Below are 14,564 nucleotides of genomic sequence, written 5' to 3' on the forward strand. Positions count from 1 at the left end.
GATCAGACGACCTTGCGGTCGGCCGACACCGTGTTGGCGGTGGCGGGCTCCCCCTGGTGGGGCAGCGTCCGCACCGGCTCGCCCGCGCTCGGCGGCGGCACGGCCGTGGTGGTCGGCGTCTCGTCCTCGGCCATGCCCTTCTTGAAGGCCTTGATGCCCTTGGCGACGTCGCCCATCAGGTCCGAGATCTTCCCGCGGCCGAACAGCAGCATCACGATGCCGGCGACGATGATCCAGTGCCAGATACTCATGCTGCCCATGGCAACCTCCCGCGCCACAGCCCGAACACTGCGCGGCGCCGTCTCGTGTGTCGATTGATGGCGAACCTAAGGATCGGGCACCCCGAGCACAAGAAGTGCGGGTGACGCGCGCTCCGTTCCGATCGCCGCATCGCGGGCATGCAAGTTTCCGGCCCACCGCCGGGTCATAGACCAGCCGCGCGCCGTTGTCGCCTCGTCCGGCCATCGGCGCGCGGGACGTCAGGTGGCCGAGCGTCCAGGCGACCCGGACCTCAGGCGGCCATCGACAGGGCTGCCGCGAAGCGAGCCCGGGCCTCGTGCACGTCGAAGGCGTCGGGGCCGGCGGGCAGGCGGGCCAGGGCGGCCTCGGCCCGGCGCAGGGCCGCGCCGGCCAGGGCGGGGGCACCCTCGGCGACGCCCTGCATCTCGTCCGGATCGCCGTTGCAGTGCAGGCCGACATCGATTCCGGCGGCGAAGCAGGCCTCGGTCCGGGTCCGGAACGTGCCCTGGAGGGCGTGCATCGAGAGGTCGTCGGTCATCAGCAGGCCGTCGAAGCCGATGGCGCCGCGGATGATGTCGCGAATCACGATAGCCGATTGCGTCGCCGGATGGGCGGGATCGAGGGCCGTGAGCACCACATGGGCGCTCATGGCCATCGGCAGGTCGGCGAGGGCTCGGAAGGGCACGAAATCCTGGGCGCTGAGGGTGGCGAGGTCCGCCTCCACCACCGGCAGGCCCTTGTGGCTGTCGCAGCCGGCGCGGCCGTGGCCGGGGATGTGCTTCATCACCGGCAGCACGCCGCCCTTCATCAGGCCCTCGGCCACGGCCCGGCCGATCTCGGCCACGCGGTCGGGGGTGGTGTCGTAGGCGCGGTCGCCGATCACATCGTGGGCGCCGGCCACCGGCACATCGAGGACCGGGGCGCAGTCGACGTTGATGCCGACGCTGGCGAGATCATGGGCCATCAGCCGGGCGCCCAGATGCGCGATCGTCGCGGCCGATCCGTTGAGCCCGGCGAAGCGACGCCCCGCCGGATAGGCCGGCCAGTGCGGCGGTCCCATGCGCTGCACCCGGCCGCCTTCCTGGTCGATGAGGATCGGGGCGTCGGCGCGGCCGACCGTGTCCCGCAGGGCGTCGGTCAGCGCCCGGACCTCGTCAGGCGTGCCGATGTTGCGCTTGAACAGAATGAAACCCCAGGGCGCCACGTCCCGGAAGAAGGCGGCCTCCTCCACCGAGATGGTCTTGCCGGCGCAACCAAGGATCAGGGCACGGGAGGTCATGATCGGGGACGCATCCTCGGTGGATCGGCGCGGTGGATTGGGCCGGCGGGGTGGGACGACGCTCGGAGGGGTTCGGCGACGAATCGACACCACGCCAATCGGGGCAGGATGCGGCCGGACAACGTCGAACGGAATGGGGGGGCTCACGGGAGGGGGCGAGCGTGGTACGGTGGCCACAGGACGAGCGGCGCCTTGAAGGCACCGCGCCCGCTGGCCGGTCGACCGACCGGGCGCGCGCCGGCGCCCGGTTCGTCCAGCGTCCGGGAGCGGACCTCAGTTCTTGGCCACGAAGCACTGGCCGCCGGCACCCTGGAGCTGGGTGCACAGGCTGGTCGCCTCGGTCTTGCCGAGGGGCCCGACCCGGACGCGGTAGATCGTCTTGCCGTTGACCTCGGCCTGACGGATCACGGCCGGCTGGCCGGAGAGCTGGCTGTATTTGCCCTGCATCTGGCGGAAGGCGGCCTGGGCCTCGCTCTCGCTGGTGCGGACGCCGAGCTGGACGGCGTAGCCGCCCCCGCCCGCGGAGGCTGCGGCGGATGCCGCCGCGACGGGCGGCGGGGCGGAGATGGCGGAGGTCGCCTCCGGGGCCACGGCGGCTACGCGCTGGGGCGCTTTGACGCGCGGGGCCGGTGCCGGCTCCGGCGGAGTCGCGGTGGGCGCTTCGGCCACCGGGGTCGTCGCCACCGGCGGCGGCAGCCGGGTCGCGCGCTGGCGCAGGGACGGGCTGGCGGCGCCGTCGCCGGTGGCGCCCGGCAGGGTCATGGTCGGGATCACCGACGGTGTCGTCGCTTCGGCGGAGGCCTCGCGCTGCGGCGGCGGCGGGGGCGTATCGGGCTTCACCGAGACCGTGCGGACCCGACGGGGTTCGCCAAGGGACTCGCCGAGGCCGCCCTGCTGGGCCGGCTGGGGCGCCGCTGCCGGAGCGGCGCTGCCGGGGGTCGCTCCCCCTTCGCCGGTCCCGAGAGCCGCCCGGGCGGCCTGGGCCACGTCGAGGGGCTGCTCCTCGCGGTTGACGATACGGATCTGGCCGTCCTTGGCGGTGCGCTCGTAGATCTGCTTGTTCTGGTCCGGAATCTCGACCCCATCGGACTTCTGCGGCGCGATCTTCAGGGGCGCGGTGTCGGCCAGGATGGTGGGGACGCCGCCGCTGCCGCCGGACTGGCCGTGCAGGCCGCGCCAGGCCAGGGCGCCGGTGACGCAGAGGGCGAGAACGCTGAGGCCGGCACCTACCGACACGAGGCGGCTGCGCTTGCGCGGACGCTCCAGGGAGCGGACCCGGTCGTCTGCGTCGTTGGGGGCGAATTCGGCCGCGTTGGGATCCGGATAGGCGCCCTGCGAATCGGCATAGGCGCCGTGATCGACGGAGGCGAGATACTGGTCGAAGGCGTCGGTCGGCGAGACCGGCTGCTGAGCGGCCTGGTGCACGGGGGCCGGGGCGTGAACGGGCGTGTGAGCCTCGACCTGGGCGGGGCGGCCCTGGACCGGGCCGTCGCCGAAGCTCGGCTCGATGCGGCCGCGCGCGGCCGCATCGGCGCGGGAATCGCGGGCCTGGAGCAGGGCGCGGAAGGGATCGTCCTGCCCGACGATGCGGGCGAGTTCGGCCAGGGGGTCGGCCTTGGCCGCAGCCGGGGCCTGAGCCTGGACGGGCGCGACACCCTGGACGGGCGCCTGGGCCGGCGCCGGAGGCTGCTGCAGATCTCGCGCAAAGGCGTCGAAATCGACCGTCGCCCGCGAAGCGTTCGTCGTCATGGCAGCATCCCTCTTCACGCCGAGATCACCTCACCGCATTTCGTCCGGCGCGGTGACGCCCAACACCGCGAGGCCGGAGGCGACAACGCCCCGCAACGCCTCAACGAGGGCCAATCGAGCCCGAGTGGAGTTTCGGTCGTCAGGATTAATAAACCGTAATTGCGGCAAGTCTTTGCCTTTGTTCCATAAACCGTGCAGCGACGAGGCCAGTTCGTAGAGGTAGAACGCCACGCGATGCGGTTCATGGGCGCCGGCCGCCGCCTCGAGGACGCGCGGGTACTGCGCGATCAACCGCATGATCTCCCCTTCGCCCGGATCGGTGAGACAGGCGAGGTCGGCCTCGCCCAGCAGCCCGGCCCGCGAAAAATCCTCACCCGGCATCGCCTGCGCGGCCTGGCGGAACACCGAGACGCAGCGCGCATGGGCGTACTGCACGTAGAAGACCGGGTTCTCCTTCGACTGCTCCACCACCTTGGCGAGGTCGAAGTCGAGGGTGGCGTCGTTCTTCCGGTAGAGCATCATGAAGCGCACCGGATCGCGCCCGACCTCGTCGACGACCTCGCGCAGGGTGACGAACTCGCCAGCGCGCTTCGACATCTTCACGGGCTCGCCCGCGCGCAGCAGCCGCACGAGCTGGCACAGCTTCACGTCGAGGGTGGCGCGGCCGTCGCTGACCGCCTTCACGGCGGCCTGCATGCGCTTGACGTAGCCGCCATGGTCGGCACCGAGCACGTCGATGAGATCGGTGGCGCCCCGGGCGATCTTGGTCCGGTGATAGGCGATGTCGGAGGCGAAGTAGGTGAAAGAGCCGTCCGACTTCAGCAGCGGCCGGTCGACGTCGTCACCGAACTCCACGGTGCGGAACAGGGTCTGCTCGCGATCCTCCCAGTCCTCGGGCAGCTGCCCCTTGGGCGGCGGCAGGCGACCCTCGTAGACGAGGCCCTTCTGGCGAAGCTCCGCCAGCAGGACGGGCACCTCCTCCTTGAGGGTGGCTTCGGAGAAGAACACGTCGTGATGGATGCCGAGGCGGGCGAGGTCCTCCCGGATCAGGTCCATCATCGCCGCGATGGCGAAGGCCCGCACCGTCGGCAGCCAGTCCGCCTCCGGCTGGTCGAGGAGAGCACGGCCATGGATCTCGGCCAGCCGGGCGCCCACCGGTACGAGGTAGTCCCCCGGATAGAGCCCCTCCGGCACCGGGCCGACGGCCTCGCCCAGGGCCTCGCGGTAGCGCAGGAAGGCCGAGCGGGCGAGCACCTCGACCTGCGCGCCGGCATCGTTGATGTAGTATTCGCGCGTCACGTCGCGCCCGGCCGCCACCAGGAGGTTGGCCAGGGCATCGCCGAACACCGCCCCGCGCCCGTGGCCCACATGCATCGGGCCGGTGGGATTGGCCGAGACGTACTCGATGTTGACCGGGCCCCCGGGCATGGTGCCGCGCCCGTAGGCCTCGGCCTCCGTGAGGGCGGCCCGGACGACGGCGTGGAAGGTGCCCGGGGCCAGCCGGAGGTTGATGAAGCCGGGGCCGGCGACACTGGCCTCCGTCACGTCCGGGTCGGCGCGCAGGGCCGCGGCCAGGGTCTCGCCCAGGGCCTTGGGGTTGGTCTTCGCCTCCTTGGCCAGCACCAGCGCGGCGTTGGTGGCCAGGTCGCCGTGGCTCGCATCGCGCGGCGGCTCCACCACCACGCGGGCGAGGTCGAGCCCCTCGGGCAGCTGCCCGGATTGGATGAGGGCCTGCACGGCGCCGCGCACGCGGGCCTCGAAGGTGGCGAAGATGTTCATGGTGCCGTAAAATTCCGTGTCCGGGGCTCGGCGGGGACGTCCGTCCCGCGGGGAACGCTCCGCCCCCTCGCCCAGGCCGCGGCATAGCAAGGGCGCTCCCGGGTGTCACGGCGGGCCCGCCCGCTCCGCTTCCGGTAAGCCCCATCTCCGAGCACGGTTACCGACCCGTTGGCGGAATCGCGCCGTTTCGCGCCATCGCCGAGACGGCGCATTCGGTCTGTCGCACGAGAGCCGCAATCGCGCCCGCGAATCGATAAAATTGCGCGGATCGGCTTCAGCGCGGAACAGGCGCCGCGGCGGCACCCTGGCGGCATAGGACGTGAGGACGCCGCCATGGACCGGACGAAGACGATTGCGCTGATCCTGCTCGCGGTGCTGGCCGCGACGACCGGTGCGTCAACGGCCCAGACCCTGGCGGCCCTGCCCACGCCCTCCCCCGCCGCCCCGACCCTGGCCGCGGCCCGTCCGCTGCCGGCCTGGGCCGCCTTCTGCCAGCGCTATGCCGCCGAATGCGCGATCGACGCGAACGAGCCCAACCGCATCACGCTCACCCCGGCCATCTGGAACACCGTGGTCTCGGTCAACCGTCGCGTGAACAAGTCCCTGCACGCCGTGACGGACCAGGAGCACTGGGGCGTGCCGGATCGCTGGGACCTCGCCGAGGACGGTTCGGGCGATTGCGAGGATTACCAGCTGCTCAAGCGCAAGCTCCTGGCCGAGGGCGGCCTGCCGCGCCGGGCGATGCGGATGACAGTCGTCATCGACGAGAAGGGCGAGGGGCACGCCGTGCTGACCCTGGTCACCGACCGCGGCGACTTCATCCTCGACAACAAGACCAGCGAGGTCCTGACTTGGTACCGGACGGGCTACGTCTTCATCAAACGCGAGTCTGCGGATACGGTGGCATGGGTCTCGCTAGGCGGGGTGACCTCGCCCGTCACCACCGCCAACCGCTGAGCGTCCCGGCGGAGGCCGAACGGGCTCGCGGGCACCAGCCGTCCCGACGGCGTGGCGCGATCCGGAAGCATCCTCTCGTCGCACGAACCTGTAGGGAACCAACGCGCCCCGGTGCGCGTTAACGCGGGTTTAACTTTCCGATTGAGCCTGGATCGTTCCCGTGTAAACCTTGTCGCTCCACCAGCGGGATGGCAGGGCGACCGGCATGCGGCACGCGATACTGCGAAGCGTCGAGGGACTGCCGCACGGGCCGCGTGGGAGACTTCGGCGACGCCTCGCCCGCACGGTGCAGTTCGGCCTCGTCGGGACCATCCTGCTCATCGGCGGTGCCAGCACCGAGGCCCAGACCGTCGCGGCCCTGCCCGATGCCTCGGCCCTGGAGGAAGGCGCCCCCGCTCGCCCCGTCGCCGCCTGGACCGCCTTCTGCGCCCGGATGCCCGCCGAATGCACCGTCGACACGACGCAGCCGGGCGTCATCGCCCTCACGCCGCGCATCCGCGACCTGCTGAACCGCGTCAATCGGCGGGTGAACGCCCGGATCAAGCCGATCACCGACCTCGCCCATTGGGGGGTCGTCGACCGCTGGGATTATCCCGACGACGGCTTCGGCGACTGCGAGGACTACCAGCTCCTCAAGCGCCGGATGCTGGTGGAGCGCGGCCTGCCGCGCCGGGCCCTGCGCATGACCGTGGTCATCGACGAGATCGGCGAGGGCCACGCGGTCCTGATGGTCCGCACCGATCGCGGCGACCTGATCCTCGACAACAAGACCAATGCGGTCCTGTCCGGCCCGCGCACCGGCTACACCTTCATCAAACGCGAGGGGCAGGACGGTCTGGCCTGGGTCACCCTGAACGGCGGGGCGTCCCCGGTGGCCACCGCCAACCGCTGAGGGCGGCTCCCGTCGGCACGCGAAAGGCCGCCTCCGGGGGGGCGCCCTTTCTGCGTCGGTGGTTCCAGATGTTGGCCGGGACCCGTCCGGAATCCGCGGGACTGCGGGGCCGGCGGCGGGCGCTCAGACGCCCGCGATCAGGTGCGCAAGGTCGAGGGCGACGCGGCCCGACATCAGGCTCCAGCCGCAGGCGATCATCGTGGCGATCATCACGAAGGGAATCGGGCGGCGCTCCAGCCGGCGGCCACGCACGGTGTTGCGCAGGATGATGAAGGGTGCGCCGAAGGCCAGCATCGGCAGGGCCGCCACGGCTGTGACGCCGCCGCGCTCCAGCAGGCTGAAGCTCGCGCGACGCTCCGTGAACAGCTCGAAGGCGCTGGCGAGGAGGCCCGAGAGGGCGAGACCGACGCAGAGGGTCTGCAGGGAATCGAGGGCCGAGGGGCTGAGGGTCATGACGCGAACGCTCCACCATCGAGAGGCGATGTGGCGCGCACTGTGCCGCGTCGTTTACGAAACGTTAAGGGTTTCCTGCCGTCAGGGTTAAATCCACGCACAGGCCGGTGCGGCCTGTCGGGGCCCCGCGGCAGGCAGGGGACCTCAATCCTCGAGATCGATGTCCAGGATCGCCATGGCGAAGTTGAACGAGCGGTCGCCGTCCTCGTCGTCCACCGAGACCACGCCGAGGAATTCCTCGCCGATATAGACCTCGGCCGAATCGTCCTTCTTGGGACGAGGAACGAGGCGGATGTTGGTGTTGGCGAAGGTCCGGCGGAGGTAGTCCTGCACCTTCACAATGTCGGTCTTGTTCACGCTGATCGCCTCTCGCGTTCGGGTCGTCTCCGGCTCATGGCCGGTCGCGCGCGGCGGCCCCGAGGGCCTGCCGGCGGCCGGGGCCGGGCTGGCCTCCGCTTGCCACGCCATCGGAGGATGGGCAAGCCGGGCTTCGGATCGATCCCGGCGTGCCGGGCGCGCCGTCAGATGCCCTCGGCCATGTGAATGAACTGGTCCATGGCGACGAGCTGGTCCATGGCCCGCGACGGCTCGGCGCAACCGGCGGTGCCGACCACGCGGGCGGGCACGCCGACCACGGTGGTGTTGGCCGGCACCGGGCGCAGCACCACCGAGCCGGCGGCGATGCGGGCGCAGGCCCCGACCTCGATGTTGCCCAGGATCTTGGCACCCGCGCCGATCATCACGCCGTGGCGGATCTTGGGGTGACGGTCGCTGCCCTGCTTGCCGGTGCCCCCCAGGGTGACGGCGTGGAGGATCGAGACATCGTCCTCGATCACCGCCGTGGAGCCGACCACGAGGCCGGTGGCATGGTCGAGGAAGATGCCGCGCCCGATCCGGGCCTGCGGATGGATGTCCGTCTGGAACACTTCGGAGGACCGGCTTTGGAGGTAGAGGGCAAGGTCGCGCCGCCCGGCCGTCCAGTACCAGTGGGCGAGGCGATGGGCCTGGATGGCGTGGAAGCCCTTGAAGTACAGCACCGGCTCGATGGCCCGGCTGGTGGCCGGGTCACGATCGAGCACGGCGGCGATGTCGGCGCGAAAATCCTGGCCGAGGCTCGGCTCGGCGGTGATCGCCTCGAAGAAGCCGTGGGCGATGAGCTCGGCCGGCAGCGAGGCATGTCCGAGCCGGGCCGCCACGCGGTGCGCCACGGCGCCCTCCAGCGAGGTATGGTTGAGGACGGTCGCCACGATGAACGAGGCGAGCTGCGGCTCCTCGCGCACGATCGCCTCGGCCTCGGCCCGCAGGCGCGCCCAGATCGGATCGCAGACCGCCAGCGGCTCGGCGCCTTTCGGGGCGATGGGGAAGGGGCTGGCGGACATCGGGGCCTCCTCTGGGCCGGGCGCGTCGCGTCGGGCCGAAGCGCGCCGCCACCCGACGCGCGGATCATGCCGCGTCAGTGGGTTTCTGCTCCCGCCGCGCGGCGTTCCGGAATGGTCGTGTCTGTCGTCACGGGGTCCGGCAGAGGAAACCGGTGCCGGACCGCGCATCCCATAGCTTGGTGTGCATCGCACGCCCGATCAAGAGCGCACGCTGTCCCGGTCCGATCGGTCGGGCCCGAGCCGTCAGGCGCTGCGGCGGTGGTCGAGGGTGCCGAAGCGCGCCTCGATGGCCTCGGCCAGGCGGTCGACCATCACGTCGACCGGCACGTCGGAGGTGTCGACGACGGACGAGGCGCGGGCATAGAGCGGCTCGCGGCTGGCCAGGACGGCGCGCAGTTCCTGCATGGCCGAGGGGTGGTCGCCGGTGGTGGTGAGTTCGCCCTGGTCGCGCACGCGCTGCATGTGCTCCTCGGGCCGGGCCCGCAGCCAGATCGTGAAGAAGGCCTGGAGGAGCAGGTCGTAGGTCAGAGGCTCCGCGACGATGCCGCCGCTGGTGGCGAGCACGAGGGGACCGGGATGCTCGGTGAGGCGGCGCAGGGCCGCCTGCTCCAGGCGGCGGTAGCCCTCCTGTCCGTAGATCGCGAAGATCTCCTTCACCGAGAGCGCGTTCTCGCGCTCGATCTCGGCGTTGAGTTCGACGAAGGTCCAGCCCAGGCGATCGGCGACCCGGCGGCCGAGGGTCGACTTGCCGGCGCCCCGCAGGCCGATCACCGCGACGCGCGGCTGCGGAGCCTCGCCGCTGGCCGAGGACTGGCCCGACAGGATGCCCTTGGCCAGGGCGATCTGCTCCGGCGACGCGTTGCCGAGGAGATCGCGGATCACGTGCCAGTCCGGCAGGGTCTCCTGCCCGGCGATCAGGTCGTCCAGGCGCACGCCCATCGCGTTGGCGACCCGGCGCAGCAGGATGATCGAGACGTTGCCCTGCCCGCTCTCGAGCTGCGCGATGTAGCGCTCCGACAGACCGGAGGTCTGCGAGAGGAGCTTGCGCGACAGGCCCCGCACGGTCCGGGCATGACGAACCCGCCGGCCGAGATCAGCCAGGAAGGTCGATTCTTGTTCTACCGCGCCGGCCATGCCGTCGTCCGTTTCCTCGGTTCGCGGTCAGGCCGAAGCCCGCACGCAGGGTGCCACAACAGGGGGTCGATACCGGGACTATGCTCCCGGATATGGAAATATTATGCCCAGCTTCGGCGTTTCGAATCTGTCAAAATGCAACAACGCGGAACTTCGATGGCGGAACAGTGCCCTTGGATCGTTGCCGCGAGGGGGCCGAACCGAGCCCAAGCACGCTGCTTCGCATTGCACCATGTGAGGCGAGGCGCGGTCCGACGCAAGCGGTCAGGGGCACCAGAAAGGGGGAAACCCGGAGAATCGCTTCGGTGCCGTCTCCGTCGGAGCCGTGACGGTCAGGCCGGTCTGGGACTGCCCTTGCGCGCAAACGCCGCGCGGGCGGAGCGAGGGCGGGACGGCCTACTGCGCTGCGGCCGGCAGGGCCGAGGCCTCGAGCACGGTGCCGGCCACCGGGGCCTTCTTCGCCACCCCCGGCCGGCCGACCGCGGCCAGGGCCGGCGCCGACGGACGGCGGGGCGGCAGCGGAACTTCGATCGACTCCGTAAAGACGGCCTCGACCTGGGTCATGCCCGGGACGACGCCGGGATGGGGGCTGATGGCCGCCGCGGATGCCGGGGGGGCGGCGTCGGCCGGCGCCAGGGCCGCGACCGCGACCGTGCCGAGACCGGCGAGGGATGCGGGCCTGCGGGGCGGCAGCGGCACCGCGACCGTCTCGGTGGGAACGCCATTGGCGGCGGGGCTCGGGGCGTAGGCGAGAGCGGTGTTGGCGGCGATGACGGCGGGGCTGTCGGCGCGGGCGAAGGCGTTGGAGAAGGCCTCGCCGGATTTCGGCGTCTCGAGATCCTCGGGGACGCTGGTCTCGATGCCGAGGCGCTTGGCGGCGTAGTAGTAGCCCCGATTGTAGAAGTTGTAGGCCTGGGCGATGTCGCCCTTGGCGGCCCGGTAGGCGCCGGCGAGGTAGGCGATGCCGTAGCGGAGGTTCACCCGCGGGTCGAACAGGCCCGCCGCATCCCCCTGGTAGCCGAGGCCCCGGGCGGTCGCATGCTTGATCTGCATGAGCCCGAGGGCGCTGCCGCCCTTCGCGTTCGGGTTGTAGTTACTCTCGCGCTTGACGACCTGGTGGACGAAGCTCGACGGCACCCCGTTGGCCTTGGCCTGCTGCTCGATCAGGGCATCGATGTTGTCCCGCGCCGCCGCACCCTGGGCCAGGGCCGCGCCGGGCGGGAGCATCCCGCACGGGAGGGCGACCGCGGCGATGGCGAGGAGCAGGAAGCGCTGGTTCATCGGAGACCCGGATCGTCCTTGTTCTTGGACGGTCAAGGTCCGGGCGAATTGAGGCCGGAAAGCGGCTCCGGCGGGCCGAGCGTGACCGTTTCCCCATGTGCTGTGTCGCACATGGCACAGTCGCCGCCGCCGTGTCCGGATTGTATCCAAAGCGATTCGCCAATGTTGCCAAGGGCCTCGCAGCATCGGAAGAGCGACGGCGCGCGGACCGCCTCAGCGCCGCAAAATGAATTCGTCGATGGCTTTCGCGAACCCGTCCGCATCGTTCGTGGCCGTGACGGCCCGCGCCGCGGCCTGGACGGCCGGCTCGGCGTTGCCCATCGCAACGGAAAATCCGCTCCGGGCGAACATCGGTACGTCGTTGGCCGCGTCGCCGAGGGTCGCGATCCGGGCGTGGTCGAGGCCGAGATGCCGGCTCATGGCATCCACGAAGGCGGCCTTGCCGGAGCCGGGCGGCGTCACGTCGAGATAGTAGGCCTGCGAGCGATGGACGTCGGCTCGCCCCGTCAGCGCCGCGGCGGTTTCCGCCTCGCAGGCCTCCAGGTGCGCCGCATCGGCGCTGACGCCGACGATTTTGGCGGCTTGGTCCAGGAGCGGTTCGAGGTCCGCGACCACGTTCGGCTCGGCCTGCAGGGTCCGGCGCTCGAGGTCGGTGTAGGGCCCGTGCGGATCGGTGAGGTTCCACTGCCCGCGGGCGAACACCCAGGTGGCGAGACCGGCCTCGGCGAAGCGCCGCACGGCCTCGCGGGCGGTCTCGGCCGGGATCAGCGTCTCCGACAGGAGGGTGAGATCGGGGGCGACCAGGGTGCTGCCGTTATAGGCCCCCATCGGCAGGGTGAGGCCGAGCTCGGCCACCAGCGCCCTCAGACCCACGGGCGGCCGGCTCGACGCGATGGTGAAGGCGATGCCCGCCGCCTCCAGCCGCCGCACGGCCGCGCGGGTCGCGGGCGTCAGCCGCTTGTCGGTGGTCACCAGGGTGCCGTCCACGTCCGAGATCACCAGGGCGATCGCGGCGGGCAGCGGTTCGGAGGACGGGGGCATGGAATCCGGGGGGCTCACGGTTGCGGGGCGCCCTCCCCCAATCCCAACCGGGCCACGATCGTTGCGACGATGGTCTCGGGGGCTGCATCGATGCCCACCGCCACGGCGTTCTCCTCGGGGGCCGGCGGCTCCAGGATCGCGAACTGGGTGTCGAGGAGGCCTGCCGGCATGAAGTGCCCTTGCCGGCGCGCGAGGCGCCCCTCGATCAGGGGGCGGTCGCCCGCCAGATAGACGATCCGCACCTCCTCCCGGCCGCGCACCAGCACGTCGCGATAGGCCCGGCGCAGGGCCGAGCAGACCACCACGCCGGGAGTCCGCTGCTGCAGCTGCGTGTCGATCCAGGCGCCGATCGCCGCGAGCCAGGGCGCGCGGTCGTCGTCGTCGAGGGGGTGCCCGGCCCGCATCTTGGCCACGTGCCCGGGGCTATGGAAGCTGTCGCCGTCGACGAAGGTCCAGCCGAGGCGCTCGGCGAGCCGGGACGCCACCGTGCTCTTGCCCGAGCCCGAGACGCCCATCACCACGAGGACCCTGGGCCTGCCGCCCGACGCCGGAATCTGACCTGATGACATCGTGCGCCCCGTCCTGGCAGCCGCCCCGGACGGGCCGGCCGCGGCCTCTTAGCAGGCCGCGGCGCCCGGAGGCTGTGCGGAAACATGCCGGACGAAGGCGGGTTTCCCCGGCCTCAGGAGGCGAGCGGCGTCCCCGGACAGGCGCCCGGCGACGCGGACCGCGCCGAGGCGGGATCGGGCGATACGGGGTCGGGCAGGATGGGCGCGAGCGCCCGCTCGCGCAGTCGCTGCGGGCCCAGGGTCATCGCGAAGAAGTCGTAGTACCCGCGCCGGTCGTTGGCCAGCAGGAACTGGAAGTGCATCCGGAACGGACGCCAGCGCACCTTCCGGTAGGTCTCCGTGCTGATGATCTCGCGGAACCGGGCCGAGCGCACCAGGGGGTTGGCGACCGCCCGGCCCTGAAGGTCGAGCTCCAGATGCACCACCGGGTTGAAGCCGGGGAAGTTCATCCAGTCCTGGGGCGCCTGGAAGTCGGCCCAGACGAGGCGCTGCGAGGTCACGAGACTGGCGATCTCGCCGCGCAGCCCCTTGGCCCCGCCCTGCATCGCCACCAGGGGCAGGCCGGACCCCAGGGTGACGAGGGCGAGCGTGGTCGTTCCGGTGCCGAGATGCGGATCGTGGGCGAGCACCCGGGCGGTTACCTCCACGGCGCTCAGGGCTCCCGAGGAATGACCGAGGATCAGGATCTCGTCGGGCGGGTCGCCGACCGCCAGGGCGGTGCAGCCGGCGAGGACATGCGCGGTGAAGGCCTCGAGCCGGCGCTCGTAATCCGGCCGCCGGCCCTGGCCGTGCTGCCAGTTGAAGACCCAGTCGTTCAGGAGCTGCCAGAAGAAGATCCGGTTGAGGACGGCTTCCATCGCCTTGATCCAGGCGAGGCCGATGAGGAGGCCTGCCGGCAGCGTCACCCAGAGCGGCCACCCGAGGCTGTGCCCGAAGGCCGTTCCCAGATGGGCATGCACGAAGGCGGCGATGGCCAGGGTGCACAGGGCGAGGAGCAGGACCATCACCAGCGGGTAGAGGATGACGTTGCCGTACTTCCAGTTCAGCCGGTAGAATCGCAGCATCAGGCCGGAGACGATGGTCTGGAGCGTGCCGAGGACCAGGAGGGCGACGCTGACCGGACGCCGGCGCCGGAAGTCCGCACGGACGATGTCGTCCCAGAGGAGCACGTCGTAGGTGGTCTCGGCCCCCTGCGTGGTAGGCTGGCCGGCCACGCGCCAGCTCTGAACCAGCCCGTCGGCGCTGAGATGCGCAGCGGTTACCGTGCGTTTCGGCTCTCCGAACCGCTTGGCGTAGCGGGCCAGCTCTCGGACGAACAGCATACGGTAGCGGCTGCTGCCCTCAGGATCGTAACCCGGAATGTAAAAGACGTGCCGTCGTCGGACCGATCCCGGAACACCCTGGGCTAGCCCAGGAGGTGTGTAGTCAAACGACGCTGTCATCGAATCCGGTTCTGCCGAAACCCAGGTCAGGCAAATTCACTGCTGCCTCCCCGACGAGAACGCACATCGCGTTGCTTCTTTCAAGTATCGTCTCGGACACGATTTTTTGGGAAAGACGTGGGTAGTGGGGACGGCTGGCGGCCGACGGGTGCTCACCGCGAGACTGTGTCCCGGCCGCCACGGACAGGGACCCGGCGATGGTCTAGGCAGCCCATGAGAGAAACCGACAGGCGATCCCGCATGCGCGCACTGCCTTTGGCCCTCTGCACCGTTCTGGGCACTGCCCTGACGGTGTCGGGCTGCTCGTCGCTTCTGCCTGCGGCCGGCCCGACGACGGGGGCGGTTGTGGAGGGGGCGGACGTGTCCACG

At 71.1% G+C, this 14,564-nt stretch carries 13 protein-coding genes and 2 pseudogenes; 3 read left to right on the forward strand and 12 right to left on the reverse strand.

Features of this window, described 5'->3' with window-relative positions; all coding sequences use genetic code 11:
- Window positions 1-2 precede the first annotated feature (2 nt).
- The 4 genes from ASF18_RS05060 to argS form a co-directional block, all read right to left on the reverse strand.
- Window positions 3-260 carry a twin-arginine translocase TatA/TatE family subunit gene (locus ASF18_RS05060; RefSeq protein ID WP_055950728.1) on the reverse strand — a complete coding sequence of 86 codons (258 nt, stop codon included), beginning with the start codon at window positions 258-260 and terminating at the stop codon, window positions 3-5.
- Window positions 261-511: 251 nt separating this feature from the next.
- Window positions 512-1,519: a beta-N-acetylhexosaminidase gene (nagZ, locus tag ASF18_RS05065; RefSeq protein ID WP_056349923.1), complete on the reverse strand. Its 1,008-nt coding sequence runs from the start codon at window positions 1,517-1,519 to the stop codon at window positions 512-514.
- A 273-nt stretch (window positions 1,520-1,792) separates the two neighbouring features.
- Complete coding sequence (locus ASF18_RS05070) at window positions 1,793-3,268, reverse strand: SPOR domain-containing protein (RefSeq protein WP_056349925.1); 1,476 nt, start codon at window positions 3,266-3,268, stop codon at window positions 1,793-1,795.
- Between the two features lie 30 nt (window positions 3,269-3,298).
- A complete protein-coding gene (argS, locus tag ASF18_RS05075) occupies window positions 3,299-5,047 on the reverse strand; it encodes an arginine--tRNA ligase (RefSeq protein WP_056349926.1) in 1,749 nt (582 codons plus the stop codon).
- Between the two features lie 333 nt (window positions 5,048-5,380).
- Between argS and ASF18_RS05080 the strand changes: the two genes are divergently transcribed.
- Both ASF18_RS05080 and ASF18_RS05085 read left to right on the forward strand, forming a co-directional pair.
- Entirely contained in the window at window positions 5,381-6,004 is a 624-nt protein-coding gene (locus ASF18_RS05080; RefSeq protein ID WP_056216378.1) for a transglutaminase-like cysteine peptidase, read from the forward strand.
- Between the two features lie 205 nt (window positions 6,005-6,209).
- Complete coding sequence (locus ASF18_RS05085) at window positions 6,210-6,896, forward strand: transglutaminase-like cysteine peptidase (protein WP_056349927.1); 687 nt, start codon at window positions 6,210-6,212, stop codon at window positions 6,894-6,896.
- Window positions 6,897-7,019: 123 nt separating this feature from the next.
- Here the strand turns inward: ASF18_RS05085 and ASF18_RS05090 are convergent, their stop codons facing one another.
- The 8 genes and pseudogenes from ASF18_RS05090 to ASF18_RS05125 form a co-directional block, all read right to left on the reverse strand.
- Window positions 7,020-7,349, reverse strand: coding sequence for a hypothetical protein (locus ASF18_RS05090; protein WP_055950713.1), 330 nt, complete (start codon window positions 7,347-7,349; stop codon window positions 7,020-7,022).
- A gap of 144 nt (window positions 7,350-7,493) precedes the next feature.
- Window positions 7,494-7,706, reverse strand: a complete 213-nt coding sequence (locus tag ASF18_RS05095) for a DUF3126 family protein (protein ID WP_055950709.1) — start codon at window positions 7,704-7,706, stop codon at window positions 7,494-7,496.
- Window positions 7,707-7,870: 164 nt separating this feature from the next.
- Window positions 7,871-8,728, reverse strand: coding sequence for a serine O-acetyltransferase (gene cysE / locus ASF18_RS05100; protein ID WP_056349928.1), 858 nt, complete (start codon window positions 8,726-8,728; stop codon window positions 7,871-7,873).
- A gap of 243 nt (window positions 8,729-8,971) precedes the next feature.
- Window positions 8,972-9,865 (reverse strand): annotated as a pseudogene (locus ASF18_RS05105) (helix-turn-helix transcriptional regulator); the annotation flags it as partial.
- Between the two features lie 393 nt (window positions 9,866-10,258).
- Window positions 10,259-11,143 carry a transglycosylase SLT domain-containing protein gene (locus ASF18_RS05110; protein ID WP_056349929.1) on the reverse strand — a complete coding sequence of 295 codons (885 nt, stop codon included), beginning with the start codon at window positions 11,141-11,143 and terminating at the stop codon, window positions 10,259-10,261.
- 213 nt (window positions 11,144-11,356) lie between these two features.
- The gene (locus tag ASF18_RS05115; RefSeq protein ID WP_056349930.1) at window positions 11,357-12,184 is read right to left on the reverse strand and encodes a Cof-type HAD-IIB family hydrolase; all 828 of its coding nucleotides are present in this window, start codon (window positions 12,182-12,184) and stop codon (window positions 11,357-11,359) included.
- A 14-nt stretch (window positions 12,185-12,198) separates the two neighbouring features.
- Complete coding sequence (locus ASF18_RS05120; protein ID WP_056349932.1) at window positions 12,199-12,753, reverse strand: gluconokinase; 555 nt, start codon at window positions 12,751-12,753, stop codon at window positions 12,199-12,201.
- A 113-nt stretch (window positions 12,754-12,866) separates the two neighbouring features.
- A complete protein-coding gene (locus ASF18_RS05125; RefSeq protein WP_056349934.1) occupies window positions 12,867-14,195 on the reverse strand; it encodes a hypothetical protein in 1,329 nt (442 codons plus the stop codon).
- A gap of 240 nt (window positions 14,196-14,435) precedes the next feature.
- On the opposite strand from ASF18_RS05125, the pseudogene ASF18_RS24550 reads away from it, so the two are divergent.
- Window positions 14,436-14,564 (forward strand): annotated as a pseudogene (locus ASF18_RS24550) (sugar transporter); the annotation flags it as partial.

The organism is Methylobacterium sp. Leaf89 (genome assembly GCF_001422215.1).
Lineage (GTDB): Bacteria > Pseudomonadota > Alphaproteobacteria > Rhizobiales > Beijerinckiaceae > Methylobacterium.

Excerpts from the sequence above, each read along its gene's own strand:
- cysE (WP_056349928.1), bottom strand. The coding sequence starts at position 8,728 with ATGTCCGCCAGCCCCTTCCCCATCGCCCCGAAAGGCGCCGAGCCGCTG.
- ASF18_RS05115 (WP_056349930.1), bottom strand. The coding sequence starts at position 12,184 with ATGCCCCCGTCCTCCGAACCGCTGCCCGCCGCGATCGCCCTGGTGATC.
- ASF18_RS05060 (WP_055950728.1), bottom strand. The coding sequence starts at position 260 with ATGGGCAGCATGAGTATCTGGCACTGGATCATCGTCGCCGGCATCGTG.
- ASF18_RS05085 (WP_056349927.1), top strand. The coding sequence starts at position 6,210 with ATGCGGCACGCGATACTGCGAAGCGTCGAGGGACTGCCGCACGGGCCG.
- ASF18_RS05110 (WP_056349929.1), bottom strand. The coding sequence starts at position 11,143 with ATGAACCAGCGCTTCCTGCTCCTCGCCATCGCCGCGGTCGCCCTCCCG.
- ASF18_RS05125 (WP_056349934.1), bottom strand. The coding sequence starts at position 14,195 with ATGACAGCGTCGTTTGACTACACACCTCCTGGGCTAGCCCAGGGTGTT.
- argS (WP_056349926.1), bottom strand. The coding sequence starts at position 5,047 with ATGAACATCTTCGCCACCTTCGAGGCCCGCGTGCGCGGCGCCGTGCAG.
- ASF18_RS05090 (WP_055950713.1), bottom strand. The coding sequence starts at position 7,349 with ATGACCCTCAGCCCCTCGGCCCTCGATTCCCTGCAGACCCTCTGCGTC.
- ASF18_RS05080 (WP_056216378.1), top strand. The coding sequence starts at position 5,381 with ATGGACCGGACGAAGACGATTGCGCTGATCCTGCTCGCGGTGCTGGCC.
- ASF18_RS05120 (WP_056349932.1), bottom strand. The coding sequence starts at position 12,753 with ATGTCATCAGGTCAGATTCCGGCGTCGGGCGGCAGGCCCAGGGTCCTC.
- nagZ (WP_056349923.1), bottom strand. The coding sequence starts at position 1,519 with ATGACCTCCCGTGCCCTGATCCTTGGTTGCGCCGGCAAGACCATCTCG.
- ASF18_RS05070 (WP_056349925.1), bottom strand. The coding sequence starts at position 3,268 with ATGACGACGAACGCTTCGCGGGCGACGGTCGATTTCGACGCCTTTGCG.